The organism is Geojedonia litorea (assembly GCF_042654525.1).
Taxonomy (GTDB): Bacteria; Bacteroidota; Bacteroidia; order Flavobacteriales; family Flavobacteriaceae; genus Geojedonia; species Geojedonia litorea.
Window position 1 is genome coordinate 1,194,715 of record NZ_JBHSGP010000014.1, and the last position, 18,237, is coordinate 1,212,951.

The following is an 18,237-nucleotide window of genomic DNA, read 5'->3' on the forward strand; positions in this document are numbered from 1 at the left end:
AATGAGGATTGTTATAATAGTACTATGGATGCTAACATCGCTTTCCTTTCAAACAGACAAGGAAAAGATTGTAATTAAAAAAATTGAAGATGCCGTATTGTTTGAAGGCAACTTATTCAGAATTGATAGTTTTCCAACACAATTTATTAAAACACGTCCTGTAGATATATGGTTGCCAAAGAACTATTCTAAAGACAAAAAGTATGCTGTGCTTTACATGCACGATGGGCAGAATCTATTTGACAGTACAACAACTTGGAACAAACAAGAGTGGAAAGTCGATGAATGGGCTTCAAAACTAATGAACAGTGGGTCGGTGAAAGATTTTATAGTGGTAGGGATTCATAATATTTCAGAAATTAGATGGTTAGATTTATTCCCACAAAAAGCCATGGATTATTTAGATCCAAAGGAAAAGGAGCGTTTGATTGAAGAAGCAAAAACAAAAAATATTAGCACCGATTTTAAAGGAGATAATTATTTGAAGTTTTTGGTAAAAGAGCTCAAACCTTTTATAGATTCAACATATTCTACATTGCCGGATCAAAAAAACACGTTTGTAGCAGGATCTAGTATGGGAGGTTTAATGTCGGTGTATGCCCTGTCTGAATATCCTAATGTTTTTGGAGGCGCGGCATGTTTGTCAACACATTGGGTTGGCGCTATGCCTAGACCAGACAACCCATTTCCTGATGCCATTTTTGACTATTTGGAAGCTAATTTGCCGGATTCAAAATCGCATAAGCTCTATTTTGACTACGGCAACAAAACTCTGGACGAGAACTATCCGCAATATGCGCCCAGAGTAGACGAAATTCTATTGGCAAAAGGATATTCAAATGAAAATTCTAAAAATTTAATGTTTGAAGGTACTGACCATTCTGAAAATTCATGGAACAAGCGGTTGGATATTCCATTGACGTTTTTATTGGGAATCAAAAATTAAAATCTAAAAACAACAACTGGAATGAGACCTTATTATTTATTCATTTTAATTGTTGTTGGCCTTTTTAGTAATGGTTGTAAAAAAGAAGTGAAAGCTATTGAAACATCTGTAATGGTAAAAAGAGAGACAAGAAAAAAGGAAGTTGTTTATCAGGTATTTACGCGTTTGTTTGGAAACACCAATACAAACAATAAACCATGGGGGACCATTGAAGAAAATGGCGTTGGTAAGTTTGCCGATTTTACTGACAAAGCCTTAAATGAAATCAAGGATTTGGGTGTAAGCTATATTTGGTATACAGGAGTGCCACACCACGGCGTTATAACAGATTATACTGCATATGGTATTTCAAATGATGACCCAGATGTTGTTAAAGGTCGTGCTGGATCACCTTATGCTGTAAAGGATTATTATAATGTAAATCCTGATTTAGCGCTAGATCCTAATAATAGGCTACAAGAATTTAAAGAACTTGTTGATCGTACCCATAAAGCGGGCTTAAAGGTGATTATAGATATAGTACCTAATCATGTTGCCCGAAATTATAAAAGTCTTACAAATCCCGAAGGCAATGAAAGTTTTGGACATAGTGACGATACCTCTTTGAGCTATCACGTCAACAATAATTTTTATTACAATCCGAGAGAGGCCTTTCAAGTGCCTAATTGGAGAAATGGGTACTTGCCATTGGGAGGAGATACTCATACATTGTCAGACCATAAGTTTAAGGAAATCCCTGCAAAATGGACTGGCAATGGCTCTCGAGTTTCGCAACCTGATATGAATGATTGGTATGAAACCGTGAAAATAAACTACGGAGTAAGTCCAGAGGGACGAAAAGATTTTAGTGAATTACCCAATGGATTTGAAAATGAAGACTATCAATCTCATTTCGAGTTTTGGAAAGACAAAGAAATTCCAAATTCATGGAAAAAATTCAGGGATATCGCTTTGTATTGGATGGATTTTGGAGTTGATGGTTTTAGGTTTGACATGGCAGAAATGGTGCCTGTTGAATTTTGGAGCTATCTAAATTCATCCATTAAAATGAAAAATAGGGAGGCCTTTTTGCTAGCTGAAGTGTATAATCCTAGTCTTTATAGAGATTATATTAAAAAAGGAAAAATGGATTATCTCTATGACAAAGTGCAATTATATGATTCCATTAAACATATTATGCAGGGCTTTGGTAGCACGGATAATATTCCTTCAATTCAACAGGATTTAGCAGATATTGAGCATCACATGCTTCATTTTTTGGAGAATCACGATGAGCAACGAATTGCAAGTCCAGAATTCGCCGGAAATGCCTTTAAAGGAAAACCTGCTATGGTGGTTTCGGCTACAATAAGTACTTCGCCAACCATGATTTATTTTGGGCAAGAAGTTGGTGAGCCCGGCGCTGAACATGCTGGGTTTGGGTCGCCGTCACGAACATCAATTTTCGATTATATCGGTGTGCCACATCATCAGCGATGGATGAACAATAAGCAATTTGATGGCGGAGAGTCAACCGAGGAAGAAAAAAATCTTCGGGATTTTTATAAACGCCTTTTGAACTTTACGATTAATAGTTCTGCATTAATGGGTAATTATGCAGATATTCATCACTACAACCGAAAGTATACCGAATGGTACAATGACAAAGTGTTATCCTTTGTGAGGTGGAGTGATAAGGAGCAACTACTTATCATTTCAAATTTTAGTAATTCAGACAGGTTTGGATTCGATTTACAACTGCCAGAAAATCTTGTAAAAACATTGAACATTTCCGATGGCGATTACAACATCCAAGACCAATTATATAAAACGTATTCATCTACATTAAAAGTTGAAAACGGTAAAGCATCAATCCGAATTGATATTGATCCTTTAGAATCATTCATTTTAAAACTAAACTAAATCATGAAAAAATTAATAGCCTTAAGCATTATTGCTTTTATCTCCCTGTACGCCTGTAAAAAGGAAACAAAAACCGAACCTCAAAATGTAGAGGTACAACCAGATATTCCTCCAGTATCTCCTGAAATGATGGAAAATGCTGTGATTTACGAAGCCAATATCCGTCAATATTCGCCCGAAGGAACATTTGATGCGTTCACCAAGGATATTCCGGTACTAAAAGAATTAGGTGTTAAAATTATTTGGTTAATGCCTATAAACCCTATTTCTGAAATCAAAAGAAAAGCTACAGATGGTTCTTTTACTAGCGAGATTGAAGATGAAGCCGAACGCAAAAAATATTTGGGTAGTTATTACTCTGTATCCGATTATAAAGCCATCAATCCGGAATTTGGTACTAAAGAAGATTTTGACGAGTTGGTTTCAGAAGCCCACAAAAACGGGATCTACGTTATTGTAGATTGGGTGCCAAACCATACCGGTTGGGATCATCCATGGATTACAGAGCACCCAGATTATTACACCCAAAATGAAAAGGGAGAAATTATCGATCCTATAAACCCAGACACAGGTGAATCTTGGGGTTGGACAGATACGGCCGATTTAAATTATGATAATATGGAAATGCGCAAAGAGATGATTGCTGACCTTAAATATTGGGTGGAAAACCATAATATTGATGGCTTCAGAATGGATGTAGCCCATAAAGTACCAGTCGATTTTTTTGAAACTGTTACTACCGAACTAAAAAAAATAAAACCTGTTTTTATGCTGGCAGAGGCCGAACAGCCTGATTTGTTAATTAATGCCTTTGATATGCAATATGGTTGGCACGTACATCATATATTCAATGAAATTGCTAAAGGAAAAGCTACGGTTAAAACATTTGATGAGTATATGGTACAAAATGAAAACACCTTACAGGATGATGATATTAATATGAATTTTGTAACCAATCATGATGAAAACTCATGGAATGGGACTCTAAAAGAGCGTATGCCGAACAACAAAGAGATTTTTACTGCCTTAACCTATACTATGCCTGGAATGCCTTTGATTTATAGTGGACAGGAATATGATCTAGATCACAGATTAAAGTTTTTTGAAAAGGATTCCATTCCAAAAACGAGAGGCGCCTATTTTGAGTTGTTGAAAAAACTTGGAGCACTTAAAAACTCAAACCCTGCTCTTAATGGAGGAAAGAATAAAGCAAGCTATAAACGATTAGACTCTAGTGAGAATGTCTTACTTTTTGAGAGAGAAAAAGATGGGTCGTCCTTGGTGTTTGTTGGGAATTTCTCGAACCAACCAGAACAGGTTCATGTGTCGGTAACTGGGGAATATACAGACTATCTAAATGAAACTAAAACGAAATTTCCCGATACTGCTATCACACTTCAGCCATGGGAATTTAGAATATACACGAAATAAGACGACCTGAAAAAAGTTTTAAAAGTAGTAGCCCTCAAGGTGTGTAAAAGCATTGAGGGCTATTTTAATTTTTTAAGATCATTAACCAGATTTATTTGGATTTACCGTACACCATACCAGCTAATGCGCCCATAATTATATAATATACAATATAAATTAAAGCATTAATGATAAAACCAGAAAAGGTTAATAGGTTTGATGTTGAGAAGTCAATCATACCACTTCCAAACCCCATTAATATACCAATCAGTATCCCAAATGAAGCACCATTGGAAATACTATGTTTACCTTGTGACCATTTTGAATAAATAGCAGTAAACGTAACTGCTAATATGATACAACCAAGTGCAAGATGAAAATGGTCTGGCATGTCTCTCATCACTCCAGAGGCTGAACCGAAATGATCATTTAAAAGCGTTTCGCCAAGAATACCCCACAATAAAAAGCCGCCAAAATAGGCCCAAATTGAAGTGAGCAAGTAAGCCAATAATTTAGTTTTAGATAGCATAAGTTTAAAATTTAATAAGTTACTTATTTATAAAGATAATCTAAACTTGCGAGTTGAATTGCTTAAGGTTAAAAAAATGAATTAATAGCGCTTTGTTAGAATGCAATTCCCTTTTCGACTAAAGCTTTTATTCGTAGCTTTGTAAGGATGGTAAATCACATAGAAAATATTAACGATACTATTGAATCTCCTTTTAAACTTGAGATCAGTTTCAATAAGCTTTTGCAGTATTACGAAAAACTGGCCAAAAGTGAAGATGAATTTTTAGCGGCCAAGGCTAAACGGGTATTAAAAGCGCAACGTCCCTATCCAATCTTAAGAGATGGATTTGTGGATACTTCAATTCTTTCTAAGTATAAAAAGGAAGTAGATATTATCTTGCAAGATTCTTTTAGTCAGGTGCTTACTAAAAATGAGATTAAAACAGCATCTATGCCATTTCATGATTTTGCATTTAATGCCTCTTACCGTTTTGGTAAAATTTTAGAAGCAGCAGGTAAAGATTTTACTTTAGAAATTAAAAATATTTCAGATTATGATCTTTATAGATCTGCATGTGTAGTGATTCTTAATTTTTATTACGGTTACGAAGTTAATTTTAAGCGCCCTTTTTTTTATGAAATACCTGACGCTAATGGGGTGATGCGTTATTACAAAATTCTCTATAATGCAGATTTTATAGAAATCCTGCCTACTGAAAAAACTCCAAAAATTACCCAACAAGATTTTGAAGACTTGCTTGATAATTTTGATGATATGGATTTGTGGAAGAAAAAATTCCCCCCTAAAAGTTACCGTTTTAAAGGATTTGTAATCTCCAATATCTTTGATGTAACTGATGATCAGTCTATTTCTAATATTAAATCAACTTTAATTGTAGAAAATAGTGACAAAAAAGAAATGGCTATACATGAATTTAATAAGGTTTTCAGATCATTATTAAATGTTAAGGATATTAAAGTTGGATTTTCAGCCTATAATGAGGAAGATGACGAATTTGAGCACGTTTTTGGCAAGGGTGTTGAAAGTTTTCTACTAAAATCGTCAGAGCCCCAACCTTGTCGTAATGTATTATGTGGACATTCTTATGAATTCTTATTAAAGGATAAAAAGCTATTGAGTATTTCGGATGTGGATAAGTATTTTGAGACCTCAAAAGGTAAAATGCCGCATATTAAATTACTTAAAGAGCAAGGCATAAAGAGTGCGATTTTAGCCCCAATAGCAGATAATAATAAGCTTCTTGGTATATTAGAACTTGTTTCCAATAAACCAAAGGCACTTAATAGTATTAATGCCAATAGACTTCTGGACGTGATGCCATTCATAGTGTCTTCGGTTATTCGTTCTAAAAAAGAGGAGAGAAATCTTATAGAAGCTGTCATCCAACAAGAGTGTACCTCAATTCATCCTAGTGTTTCATGGAAATTTAACATTGCGGCAAGAAAGTTTATTCGAGATAAGCAAATTCATGGAAATAATGCAGTGTTTAGTAAGATTAAATTTGATAATGTTTATCCATTATTTGGACAGATTGATGTTAAAGGATCTTCAGATGCTAGAAATTTTGCTACTCAAAAGGATCTCGCACTTCAACTTAATTTAGTTGAAAAAATTATTGATGAATTGATAGAGTTGGAGCAACTGCCAATATATCAAAAGCTAAAATTTCAATTAGAAAATTATTTAAGTGAGTTAAAAAATAATTTTAAAGTAGATAGCGAACAGCACATTGCTAATTTTCTTAAGCAAGATATTGAACCCTTGTTTAAATTTCAAGTTGAAAAACATCCAAGTTTAAAAGATGCTATAGAGGATTACTTTAGTAAAATAGATGATAATTTAGATGTGATTTATTATTACAGAAAAAATTACGACGATACTATCGTGTTAATTAATGAAAATATGTCATCAATTTTGGATGCAAAACAAAAGGAAGCTCAAAGCATGTATCCGCATTATTTTGAACGTTTTAAAACGGATGGCGTTGAACATAATATGTATATTGGTGAATCTATTACCAAAAAGGATAGTTTTAATACCATCTACCTTTATAATTTGCGGTTGTGGCAATTACAGGTCATGTGTGAAATGGAAAATGACCTTTATCGAAACCAACACGAATATCCTATTGCTTTAGATGTGGCTTCAATGATTTTAGTGTTTAATCAACCACTCTCCATAAGGTTTAGAATGGATGAAAAACAATTTGATGTAGACGGCACTTACAATGCCAGATATGAAGTTGTTAAAAAACGCGTGGATAAAGCATTTATTAAAGGAACCGAAGACCGCATCACAACTAAGGGAAAAATGGTGATTGTGTACTCCCAAAAAGAAGATGAAGCCGAGTATTTACAATATATTAAGTTTTTGCAATCTAAAAATCGACTTAATGATGATGTAGAAATTGTTGAGTTGGAAGACCTTCAAGGTGTAACAGGTTTAAAAGCTATTCGTGTAGGCTTGTTATATAGTACAGATCCAGAACGTAAGGACTATTATACTTATGAAGATCTCATCAACGAAATTGAAACTTAAATATAAAAGCTGTCGTCAAAATTAGGTTTTGATAGCGCTGTTTCAGTAGGTAGAACATCTTTTATTTCTGCTTTTGGATGCATTTTAAATGAGATGGCAAATGAAAGTACTGAAACTATCATGCCTATCATAAAAATGGTATAGGTTATTCGCAAAATTCTATACTTCCTATCCAATACCTTTCCAAGAAAATAAAGGTCTTTTGTTAACGAACTATACACATATTCTTTGTCTTTTAAAAGTTCAGTTATTGCCCATTGGTATTCTTGGAGTTCCATTTTATGAAAGTTTCCAAAGAAAGTAAGGTTCACACGTTTATTCTCAACATCTTCTTTTGTAAACTCCCCACTAGTAATATTTGGCCGGGTTGCGATAATAGAAAGAATCATTGAAATTACACTAGAAAGTGTAAAAATAACGGTAGGAATAATAAGGTATGCGTTAGATGGATTATCCAATTTTGAAATCAATGTCGAAAGCACCAACGAAATGATAATTGCATTAACAGATAATAAAATATTGGCTTTAGTATCTGCAATGTCACTTAATTTAATATGATTTCTTAAGGCAACGCGATAAAATGTTTGAATACCGCGTTCGGGGCTTTCGTTTTTATATTGAGCTTTATACTTGGCCTTAAGCTGTTCAGTCTTTAGTTTTTTATTTTGTTTCTTTTTGGTTTTAATGAGTTTGCCTAAATTTTTTTCCTTTCGTGATTGCCAATTTTTCAGGGCATAATCTGTATAAAATTCATGCTTTTTAGAGAGAGTAACAATGTTTTCATCTAACCATTCTCGAGGAGAGTAAGTTGCAACGCCTTGGAGTTCTAGTTCTTTACGTAAAAATTCACTAGCTTCCATAAAGTACTTTTTCCCAAAGTGAGATGAATCAGCATCTCTAATAATTTTACCTAAAGTCGTGGTTGGGGTATCTTTAAATTTCGTAGCTAAAATGCAATCACTTACAGCCTTAATTAGTGATTCATCGGCCTTTTGGTCTTTCAAAAAGGCAGTTGCTATTTTCACACTTTCCTCTTCATGGCCATCTCTGATTTTAATATATCCGGTGTCATGAAACCAAGCGGCTAATTGGAGAATTTCGGCATCAGATTTTGAAACATCACTGTTCTCAATAATTTCATTCAAACTTCTTAAAACACGTTCGGTATGAGTAAAATTATGATATAAAAAACTCGAGTCTAATTCGTTTTTAAATAAATCGAACACAAAATTTTTGGTATTTTCAACTAGCTTTGACATAAATATCATATAAATTTATAGAATTACAAAGTACTAAAAAATTAGCTAAACCATCGTACTTTGTGTGATCGTTTATGGATGTAAGTGAATCATTTTATATGCGACCAAAAACTAATTGAAAAAATAAACACTAATATTTAAAAACAGAAAGGACTTTTTACATGCTTACATGGAAAGATGTGATTGCTTTTGCAGTCAATGGCAATCCAAAACCCGATAAACGGATCGAAAAACCTGAATCGCAATGGAGAGAACAATTGACTTCAGAGCAGTTTAGGATTACAAGAAAAAAAGGAACCGAAGCTCCACATAGCGGAGCGCTTTGTACCAGTTATGATGAAGGTCAATACAATTGTGTGTGTTGTAATACACCCTTGTTTGATTCTACAATAAAATTCAGTTCAGGTACTGGTTGGCCAAGCTTTACGCAGCCAATCAAGGAAAACGCGATTAAGTATGAAAAGGATTCGTCTTTTGGAATGGTTAGAGTAGAAGTCATGTGTAATACTTGTGATGCCCATTTGGGACATGTTTTTCCCGATGGCCCCGAGCCAAGTGGATTACGCTATTGTATTAATTCTGAATCAATGATTTTAGAAACCCAAAATAGTACTAAACTATGAATAAGGTAATATTAGAATTAATGACTGTTGGTGGTGGATGCTTTTGGTGCGTTGAGGCTGTATTTGATGAAATAAAGGGAGTTGTAAAAGTAGTATCTGGATATTCAGGAGGGAATGCTCCTGGAAGACCAACCTACAGGGAAGTGTGCTCTGGATTAACAGGACATGCCGAAGTTGTGCAGGTTACCTATGATCCTAATGTGGTTTCGTTCGAAGATTTACTGGTCGTTTTTATGACGAGTCATGACCCAACAACATTGAACCGTCAAGGTGCCGATACCGGAACACAATACCGCTCTGTAATATATTATCATACTGACGTTCAAAAGGAAATAGCCGAGGTTGTGGTTAAAGAACTAGCATCGTATTATGAACGACCAATTGTAACCGAAATAAGCCCTTTGGAACAATTTTATGAGGCCGAAGCATATCATCAAAATTATTATGCCAATAATCAAAATGCAGGATATTGTAGTGCTGTCATTACACCAAAATTGGTGAAATTGCGAAAACTGCATGCTGATAAATTAAAAAACTAAATCAATTTTAAAAGACGTCCCAGGATTTAAAAAGCGACTTTGATTAGAATTAAAAGGTAAAAATGAATCTTCAAATAAAAAATAAGTTTACTACTGAATTACCTGCAGACCCGATTCTGGAAAATACTAGACGACAGGTTTACAACTCTTGTTATTCGTATGTGAAACCAAAATCAACCTCAAATCCTGAATTACTACATGTTTCTCCTGAGATGCTTGAAAATTTAGGAATGAAGGAAGAAGACAGCAAGTCTAAATTATTTTTGAAGTTTGTTACTGGAAACCATGTTGTAAAAGGAACTAAACCCTATGCTATGAATTATGCTGGCCATCAATTTGGAAATTGGGCTGGTCAATTGGGAGATGGTCGCGCCATTAATTTGGGTGAAGTTGAGCATAATAGCATGCAATGGACGCTTCAACTCAAAGGCGCCGGTGAAACCCCTTATTCGCGTACGGCTGATGGATTGGCAGTATTGCGATCATCTATTCGTGAATATTTATGCAGTGAGGCTATGCACCATTTAGGAGTACCTACTACGAGGGCTTTAGCTTTGGCCTTAACCGGAGATCAGGTTATACGAGACGTTATGTATAATGGTAATTCGGCTTACGAAAAAGGGGCGATCGTTACCCGTGTGTCACCAAGTTTTCTGCGTTTTGGCAATTATGAGCTCTTTGCTGCTAGACAGGATATCAATACCTTAAAAACATTGGTTGATTTTACCTTAAAACATCACTTTTCACATTTAGGAAAACCTTCAAAGGATACCTATATCCAATTTTTTGCAGAAGTGTCACAGCGCACTTTAGACATGATTATTCATTGGCAACGAGTTGGTTTTGTTCATGGGGTAATGAATACCGATAATATGTCAATACTTGGGCTCACGATTGATTATGGGCCTTATGGTTGGTTAGAAGGTTTTGATTTTGGTTGGACACCTAATACAACCGATAGCCAATATAAAAGATACCGCTTTGCAAATCAGCCAAATATTGGGCTTTGGAATTTGTATCAATTGGCAAATGCTTTATACCCTTTAATAGAAGAGGCTGAACCAATTGAAACTATTTTGAATCAGTACAAAACTGATTTCGATGCAAAATCGCTTCAAATGATGCGAACAAAACTAGGATTACAAACCGTGAATGAATCTGATAAAAGTCTAATTCAGGACTTGGAAGACTACCTGCAACTCACTGAAACCGATATGACTATATTCTTTAGAAATTTAGCCAATTTTCATAAAACAGAACCTTCAAAAGGATTAAAAATTATTAATGAAGCTTTTTATAATTCTGTCGAAGTTTCTGATTCAATTTCTGAAAAATGGGATTACTGGTTTAATCAATATGCAAAACGCCTTCAGGATGAGTCAGTGACAGATGAGCAACGTAAAACCAGCATGAATAAGGTGAATCCTAAATATGTGTTACGCAATTATATGGCTCAATTGGCTATTGATGCGGCCAATATAGGGGATTATAATGTTATTGATGAATTGTTTCAGCTTTTAAAACAACCTTATGAAGAACAACCAGAATTTGAAAAATGGTATGCCAAACGCCCAGAATGGGCACGTCATAAGGTGGGCTGTTCTATGTTGTCGTGTAGTTCGTAATGGTAAATATGCATCTTTTTAACCCCTTATTAAATTTGTATCTTTAAGCAAAATCAGATTAATTCAGCATGAATTTTAAGTGTCGTTTAGTAGTTTTAGGTGTATTAAGTATATTGACACATTCATGTGCAACATATAAAGCTCAGTATAAAAATGAAGAAGTAAAAGGTGTTCAGTTTCCAGAGAAGTCCATTGAAAAAACATTTTATCTATTAGGAGATGGTGGTTTATTGCATAGGGGACAAGCTTCAGAAGGCTTAAGAGGATTTCAATCTTATCTAGAAAACAAGGACACCAAAGGGGATTACGCTCTTTTTTTAGGAGATAATATTTATCCGTCTGGGTTGCCTTCTAAAAATCATAAGGGAAGAAAAAATGCTGAAAGCAGCATAAATGTTCAAATTAATTCAGTTAAAAATTTCAATGGAAAAACTGTTTTTATACCAGGAAACCACGATTGGTATGCTAAAGGCTTAAGTGGTTTAAAACGACAGGAAGAATGGGTAGAAAAGGCCCTTGGCAAAAACACATTTTTACCTGAAGATGGGTGCCCTTTAAAAAGTGTGGATGTTAGTAAATCGGTTCAATTAATAATTATTGATACGCAATGGTATTTAGAAAACTGGAATCTCAACCCCACAATAAACGATGAATGTGAGATTAAAACTAGAGAACGCTTATTTGAAGAGATTGAAGGTGAATTAAAAAAAGCGCAGAATAAAACCATTGTCTTTGCAATGCATCATCCCATGTATACTAATGGGGTTCATGGTGGCGAATATTCTGCTTCTAAACACTTATATCCTTTCCAAGGCAAGATTCCGTTACCTGGCATTGCCTCTTTTATTACACAAGTTAGAACCCAAGGGGGAGTGTCTATCCAAGATCGATACAATGAGCGTTATCATAAGCTAATGAGCAGACTTGAAACTATGACGCTTGATGCAAAAAATGTGGTATTTGTATCTGGGCATGAACATACGTTGCAGTACATTGAAAACGAATCGATAAAACAAATTGTTTCAGGGTCTGGTTCAAAGGCGTCAGCTGCAACTTTAGGCCAAAAAGGATTGTTTTCTTATGGCAAACAAGGCTTTGCAGAATTAGTCATATTTAAAGATGGCAGTAGTTGGGTGAAATTTCATGCCATTGAAAATGGGAAACCTGAAGTTGTATTTCAAAAGGAAGTTATTGCACCCCGAAAAGAATATGATGCTTCAAGCTTCCCAAATACATTTCCAAATGAGGTTGAAGTGTCAATTTATTCTAAAGAAGAAACTGATAAGTCGAGTTTTTTTGAGTCGATATGGGGAGACCATTATAGGGATGTTTACAGTACAAAAATCAAGGCTAAAGTCGTAACTCTTGACACACTTTACGGTGGGTTGGAAATTCTTAGAAAAGGGGGAGGACATCAAACAAAATCCTTACGACTGCGCACTAAAGATGGGCGCGAATTAAATATGCGAGCGCTTAGGAAAAGTGCAACCCAGTATTTGCAAACGGTACTATTTAAAGACACCTATATTGAAGATGAATTCGAAAAAACAGCTATTGAAGGCTTGATTCTTGATTTTTATACCGCAGCGCATCCCTATGCGTTTGCCGTAATTCCTGACCTATCTCATGCCGCGAAAATTTATCATACCAACCCAAGACTTTACTACATTCCAAAGCATAAACATTTAGGGCAGTATAATGAAGAGTATGGCGATGAGCTTTATATGATTGAAGAACGTCCTGAAGAAAACTATACCGATGAACGTAATTTTGGCTATGCTGATGATATTGAAAGTACTCATGACATTATTGAAAAAGTCAGAGAAGATGAAAAATATAAAATAGATGAAGAAGATTTTGTAAGAGCCCGACTATTTGATATGCTTGTCGGTGATTGGGATAGACACCAAGACCAATGGCGCTGGGCTCAATTTGATGCTCCAAATGGCGATAAAATATTCAGGCCAATCCCACGAGATAGAGATCAGGTGTTCTCCAATTTTGATGGTGCTTTGTTAGATATTATGAAGGTGATTTCAGGGTCGACAAAACAGCTTCAGGTTTATGACGAAGAACTTAAGGATATTGAATGGATGAATAGCGCGGGTATTAAACTAGACAGGGTATTGATTCAAAAAGCAGATAAAGAAATATGGTTAAACGAGGCCAAATTTTTGCAAGAACAAATAACCGATGAAATTATTGATCGCGCATTTTCAAAAGTGCCAATAGAGGTTCAGGATGAAACCCTAGACGACATCAAGAAAAAATTAAAAGGTCGCCGATCCAATATGATTGATATTGCTACTAGATATTATAATTATTTAAATGAATTGGTTATTCTTACGGGTACCGATAAAGACGATTACATTGAAGTGACGCGTACTGGTAACAAGGAAACTCATGTTAAAATTTCTAGAATCATTGATGGTAAAAAAGGCGAAGTTATTGTAGATAAAACCTTTAACAGAGATGTGACCAAAGATATTTGGATTTACGGATTAGATGATAAAGATATATTCGAAGTTTCAGGCAGAGCCAATAATTTAATTTATGTAAGGCTCATTGGAGGCCAAGAAAACGACACGTATATTATTCATGAAGGTAGAAGAATAAAAATATACGATCATAAATCAAAAAAGAACACCATAGAAAAAAACGTTAGAGGCCAAGTCAAATTTACCGATGTCTATAATCTTAACCTTTTCGACTATAAAAAGAATATTGTAAAAACCTCTACTATAACGCCTAATGTTGGGTTTAACCCTGACGACGGTTTTCAAGTTGGAGCTTCATTTGTGAAAACCGTGAAAGGATTTCAACGCAATCCATTTTCACAGCAGCACCGCTTTAAAGGTGGCTATTTTTTTGCGACTAATGGCTTTGCTCTAAATTATGATGGCGAATTTGCCAATATTTTCCAGGATTGGAATCTTCATATTGGCGGTCAATATACCACCGAAAATTTTACAAATAATTTCTTTGGCTATGGGAACGAAACCATCAATCAGGATGATGAATTGGGTCTAGATTATAACCGGGTTAAAACCAGTATTTACAAAGCTAAATTTGGTATTCTGAAAAAAGGAGACTTTGGTAGCGATTATGGATTTAGAACTATTTTTGAAGGCATTGAAATTGATGACACCGAAAACCGATATATAACTGATGCAATGCCTATTTCAAGTTCCAATTATTTTAACCGACTTTATTTTTGGGCGCTTGAAGCTGAATATAAATATAGAAGCTTTGATAATGCGATTAACCCTAGTAAAGGCATGACCTTTTTGATTAATGCTGGTGGAAAAACTGAATTAGAAAACACTAAAAACACTTATGGATATTTGAATACTGAGCTCGGGTTTTATAATTCAATTTCTAAAGATCGTAAGTTGGTATTAAAAACAGATGTAAGAGCACAATTTAGATTTGGTGATGATTTGGTGTTTTATCAAGCCGCGAATATTGGAGGGGCTAATGGGTTAAGAGGTTATAGAACCGAACGATTTACAGGTAAAAACGCATTTACGGGTAGTGCAGATATACGTTACAGCTTTCCATCATTTAAGACTAAGATATTGCCCTTGCAAATTGGAATTTTTGGAGGAACCGATGTTGGTCGTGTGTGGTTGGAAAATGATAATTCTAAAAAATGGCACAGTGATTACGGAGGTGGTTTTTGGGTTACTGCAGCCGAAAGTTTATCAGGTACATTTAACTTTTTCAATAGTCCGGAAGGCTGGCGATTCTCGTTCGGATTTGGTCTTAATTTTTAATGTTTCAAAGTTTAAAACTATAAATGTTATTTCCAGCGGCACCATTGCTTTCGTCGGCGATGTAAACTATTTCATTGGTTTTAAAGCAAACACCTTCTTTTTGTGAGTTGTGGTCAAATTTAAGTTCTTCAATAGTTCCTTTAAAAAAGGCATCCGAACTAAAATTGCTAATCTTCCAAAGCTTATCATGGTTGAGAAGCACAACGGTTTTTCCATCATCACTAATATCAGCAGCTGTAATTTTGTGATGTTTTCCATCTAAATTAAAATCGGTAATATGCTCTGCCACATGTTCTCCAACTTGGTTGGGGACTTTTATAAGAAAACTACTTTTATTCTCTTTGCTGAAAATGTAGAAGTAGTTGTTGAGAAGAAAAAAAGCCTCAAAATCTTTGGATTTTAAATTTTTTGGAAGCCTGAAATTGATAACATCTGCTCGGGTGTTAGAATTTAATTGTTCGGGATTTTCAACCTTATAAATCGTGAATAAGTCTCGTTTTTGATTATTATTTCCAAAGTCACCAATGTACAAATTGCCATTGGAGTCGGAGGTTAAATCTTCCCAATCCTCGTTATTGGCATTGCTAATATCAATATCCTTAATGATTTCGCCATTTTCATTTAGGCCGTATAGATTATTTTTGTTTCCAGAGTCTTCAATCACCCAAATCAGCTTTGAATTTGAAGTGATTTCAGTACCCGAAACTTCTTTTAGTCCACTAGATATATCTGCGACAAAGGTCAATTTTCCGGTATCGCACGACATAAATAAAACTAATACAACTAAAAATTGATACACCATAATACGATTCGTTTTCAACAAAATAAAGTAATTTAAAAGGAAACAAAAATTATTAATCTTAAACTATTTATAAAATAGCTAGCAGACCATAGTTGAATTTAATAGTTTTGATGACTTAAGTTCGAAATATATTGAAATGAAATCAGTAGATGATTTATTACAGCTATTAAGATTAGAAAAGGTCAATGACCAGCAGTTTAAAGGATTTAGCAAAACCGTAGGAAGTCCTAACGTTTTTGGCGGACAAGTGCTAGCACAGGCCATTCATGCTGCAAGTAGAACCATACATAATCAAAGAGTGTTACACTCTATGCATTCCTATTTTTTAGAGCCTGGAAATCTAGAAGTACCAATTATTTATAATGTGAGTATTGTGAGAGATGGTGGTAGTTTCTCAGTACGTCGTGTAACGGCTGAACAAAACGGAACCACGATATTTATTTTATCGGCATCATTCCATAGAAAAGAAGAAGGTTATAACCATCAAATTGAAATTAAAAAGGACATCAAACAACCAGAAGACTTATTAAGTTGGACAGATATGTTAGAACAATTTGGTGATGCCATTCCGCCCAGGACTAAAGGGTTTATGTTAATTGATCGACCTGTTGAGTTTAAGCCGGTTGAGGTAGTAAACCCGTTTAATAAAGTAGATTTACCTCCTGCCACCAATGTTTGGTTCAAATTAAAAGGAAATGTGTCTGGTTTAGATCTGGTTTCTAAACAACAATTACTCACTTATATTTCTGACTATAACATTTTGGCAGCCGCTATGAATCGACATGCCAGCAAAGCCCATTGGGGCAATACCCAAACGGCGAGTTTGGACCATTCCATGTGGTATTTCAGAGATTTTGATTTTGATGATTGGTTGTTATATTCTATTGAGTCTCCAAATACTTCCAATGCACGAGGTTTTGCCAAAGGAAATATTTTTACCCGAGACGGTAAGTTAATTGCTTCGGTAGCTCAAGAAGGACTAATGCGACCTCTAAAATGAAGTTCTACGATGTTATAGTCGTTGGAGGAGGAGCAGCTGGTTTTTTTGCAGCTATAAATATTGCAGAATTCAATCCAAAATTGAAGATTGCTATTTTAGAGCGTGGTAAAGAAGGCTTGCAAAAGGTTAAGGTGTCTGGTGGTGGCCGATGTAATGTCACACATGCCGAATTTGTGCCATCAGAATTGGTGTTGAATTATCCCCGTGGTGAAAAAGAATTGTTGGGACCATTCCATCAATTTATGACTGGAGATACCATTGAATGGTTCGAAAAACGAGGTGTGAATTTGAAAATTGAAGAGGATGGTCGAATGTTTCCAATTAGCGATTCTTCCCAAACCATTATTGATTGTTTTTTGAAAGAAGCCCAAAAGCATAAGGTTGAAATTCTTTATGGTCATACATTAAAAAGCATCAAGAAAAACAACATTTGGAATTTAGAAACTTCACATGGTGAGATATCAACAGAAAAACTGCTTTTGGCGACAGGTAGTAACACCAAAATTTGGAAAATTTTAGAAACTTTAGGGCACACTATTTCTGCACCAGTTCCGTCGTTGTTCACATTTAATATTAAAGATGAGCGCATTACATCTATTCCGGGCGTTGTAGCTTCAAATGTTGAGGTTAAAGTTTTAAGTACTGATTTATGGAGTGAAGGTCCATTGCTAATTACGCATTGGGGAATGAGTGCTCCAGCTATTTTGAAACTCTCGGCTTTTGGTGCCATTACGTTGGCAAAATTAGATTACAAATTTCAAATTGAAATTAATTTTATCAGGCAATCTTTTGATGATTGTATGGAGAACTTAAAAGAGTTAAAGCATGAATTGGCAAAGAAAACCGTGTTTAAATCAACACAATTTGAACTACCCAAGCGCCTATGGCAACAATTAGTATTAGCATCTGGTATGAATGACAAAACCCGTTGGGCAGATTTAAACAAACAACAATTGGAAGCTTTGGCGCAGCAATTAACACAAGCGGTGTTTAATGTGGATGGTAAGAGCACATTCAAGGAAGAGTTTGTAACCGCTGGAGGTATAGATTTAAAGGAGGTTAATTTTAAAACTTTTGAAAGTCGTCTACACAAAAACTTGTATTTAGCTGGAGAAATTTTAAATATTGATGCCATTACAGGTGGATTTAATTTCCAGAATGCTTGGACGGGCGCATACATTGCAGCAAAAGCCATTTCAATGTAGTTGTCCCCTCTAGAAAGAGGGGAAGATTTTCTTTCAAAATCCCGAAAGAAAATCAGGGGAGTGTTTTTTAAATAGTTGTA

13 protein-coding genes are annotated in these 18,237 nt (G+C 35.0%); 10 read left to right on the plus strand and 3 right to left on the minus strand.

The window, feature by feature from the left end:
• Position 1 precedes the first annotated feature (1 nt).
• From ACFO5O_RS13200 to ACFO5O_RS13210, 3 genes are read left to right on the plus strand one after another with little or no spacing between them, the layout of a single operon-like run.
• Positions 2-946 carry an alpha/beta hydrolase gene (locus ACFO5O_RS13200; protein ID WP_387964541.1) on the plus strand — a complete coding sequence of 315 codons (945 nt, stop codon included), beginning with the start codon at positions 2-4 and terminating at the stop codon, positions 944-946.
• A gap of 21 nt (positions 947-967) precedes the next feature.
• Entirely contained in the window at positions 968-2,848 is a 1,881-nt protein-coding gene (locus ACFO5O_RS13205; RefSeq protein WP_387964543.1) for an alpha-amylase family glycosyl hydrolase, read from the plus strand.
• A 3-nt stretch (positions 2,849-2,851) separates the two neighbouring features.
• Positions 2,852-4,279, plus strand: coding sequence for an alpha-amylase family glycosyl hydrolase (locus tag ACFO5O_RS13210; RefSeq protein WP_387964545.1), 1,428 nt, complete (start codon positions 2,852-2,854; stop codon positions 4,277-4,279).
• Between the two features lie 91 nt (positions 4,280-4,370).
• On the opposite strand, the gene ACFO5O_RS13215 is transcribed toward ACFO5O_RS13210, so the two are convergent.
• Positions 4,371-4,787 carry a hypothetical protein gene (locus ACFO5O_RS13215; RefSeq protein ID WP_387964547.1) on the minus strand — a complete coding sequence of 139 codons (417 nt, stop codon included), beginning with the start codon at positions 4,785-4,787 and terminating at the stop codon, positions 4,371-4,373.
• A 147-nt stretch (positions 4,788-4,934) separates the two neighbouring features.
• Here ACFO5O_RS13215 and ACFO5O_RS13220 point away from each other — a divergent pair, with 147 nt between their 5' ends.
• Positions 4,935-7,328 carry a GAF domain-containing protein gene (locus ACFO5O_RS13220; protein ID WP_387964549.1) on the plus strand — a complete coding sequence of 798 codons (2,394 nt, stop codon included), beginning with the start codon at positions 4,935-4,937 and terminating at the stop codon, positions 7,326-7,328.
• On the opposite strand, the gene ACFO5O_RS13225 is transcribed toward ACFO5O_RS13220, so the two are convergent.
• Positions 7,325-8,587 (minus strand): Pycsar system effector family protein, encoded by a 1,263-nt coding sequence (locus ACFO5O_RS13225; protein ID WP_387964551.1) that lies wholly within the window; start codon positions 8,585-8,587, stop codon positions 7,325-7,327. The genes ACFO5O_RS13220 and ACFO5O_RS13225 overlap by 4 nt on opposite strands.
• A 161-nt stretch (positions 8,588-8,748) precedes the next feature.
• Between ACFO5O_RS13225 and msrB the strand changes: the two genes are divergently transcribed.
• The 4 genes from msrB to ACFO5O_RS13245 all read left to right on the plus strand — a co-directional run bounded on the left by msrB (position 8,749) and on the right by ACFO5O_RS13245 (position 15,150).
• Complete coding sequence (gene msrB / locus ACFO5O_RS13230; RefSeq protein ID WP_387964553.1) at positions 8,749-9,210, plus strand: peptide-methionine (R)-S-oxide reductase MsrB; 462 nt, start codon at positions 8,749-8,751, stop codon at positions 9,208-9,210.
• Positions 9,207-9,749 carry a peptide-methionine (S)-S-oxide reductase MsrA gene (gene msrA, locus ACFO5O_RS13235; protein ID WP_387964555.1) on the plus strand — a complete coding sequence of 181 codons (543 nt, stop codon included), beginning with the start codon at positions 9,207-9,209 and terminating at the stop codon, positions 9,747-9,749. The genes msrB and msrA overlap by 4 nt, the downstream gene beginning before the upstream one ends.
• 62 nt (positions 9,750-9,811) lie before the next feature.
• A complete protein-coding gene (locus ACFO5O_RS13240; protein WP_387964557.1) occupies positions 9,812-11,374 on the plus strand; it encodes a protein adenylyltransferase SelO in 1,563 nt (520 codons plus the stop codon).
• Positions 11,375-11,442: 68 nt separating this feature from the next.
• Positions 11,443-15,150, plus strand: a complete 3,708-nt coding sequence (locus ACFO5O_RS13245) for a metallophosphoesterase (protein WP_387964558.1) — start codon at positions 11,443-11,445, stop codon at positions 15,148-15,150.
• Between the two features lie 4 nt (positions 15,151-15,154).
• Here ACFO5O_RS13245 and ACFO5O_RS13250 read toward each other — a convergent pair whose 3' ends face one another.
• Positions 15,155-15,952: a hypothetical protein gene (locus ACFO5O_RS13250; RefSeq protein ID WP_387964560.1), complete on the minus strand. Its 798-nt coding sequence runs from the start codon at positions 15,950-15,952 to the stop codon at positions 15,155-15,157.
• A 136-nt stretch (positions 15,953-16,088) separates the two neighbouring features.
• Here ACFO5O_RS13250 and ACFO5O_RS13255 point away from each other — a divergent pair, with 136 nt between their 5' ends.
• The gene (locus tag ACFO5O_RS13255; protein ID WP_387964562.1) at positions 16,089-16,952 is read left to right on the plus strand and encodes an acyl-CoA thioesterase; all 864 of its coding nucleotides are present in this window, start codon (positions 16,089-16,091) and stop codon (positions 16,950-16,952) included.
• Positions 16,949-18,157 (plus strand): BaiN/RdsA family NAD(P)/FAD-dependent oxidoreductase, encoded by a 1,209-nt coding sequence (locus ACFO5O_RS13260; protein ID WP_387964564.1) that lies wholly within the window; start codon positions 16,949-16,951, stop codon positions 18,155-18,157. Before ACFO5O_RS13255 ends, ACFO5O_RS13260 begins: the two co-directional genes overlap by 4 nt.
• Positions 18,158-18,237: the final 80 nt, after the last annotated feature.